The sequence below is a fragment of the Tritonibacter sp. SIMBA_163 genome, from assembly GCF_046535935.1.
In the GTDB taxonomy this organism is placed as follows: domain Bacteria; phylum Pseudomonadota; class Alphaproteobacteria; order Rhodobacterales; family Rhodobacteraceae; genus Epibacterium; species Epibacterium scottomollicae.
On record NZ_JAWJBP010000909.1, the window covers coordinates 1 to 252 of the forward strand.

A 252-nucleotide genomic window follows, 5' to 3' on the forward strand; every position below is an offset into this window, starting at 1 on the left:
GGATGATGCCGACGATATTGTCGATATCGTCGCGCCAGAGCGGCATGCGCGTGTGCGGGCTGGCCAGAATATCGCGGACGATCTCTTCCGCCGCGGCATCGGCATTGACGGTGCCCATCGAGGTCCGGTGCACCATGACGTCGCTGACTTCCAGCTCCTTGAGGTCGAGCAGGCCGCCAAGCTGGTCGCGGTCTTCCTTGATGAGCGACTTGTCGCGATGCAGCACCTCGACCGCGCCGCGCAATTCCTCCT

1 pseudogene is annotated in these 252 nt (G+C 63.5%); it reads right to left on the minus strand.

Annotation, left to right across the window (positions count from 1 at the left end):
• Positions 1–252, minus strand: a pseudogene (locus R0J92_RS24970) (hypothetical protein); the annotation flags it as partial.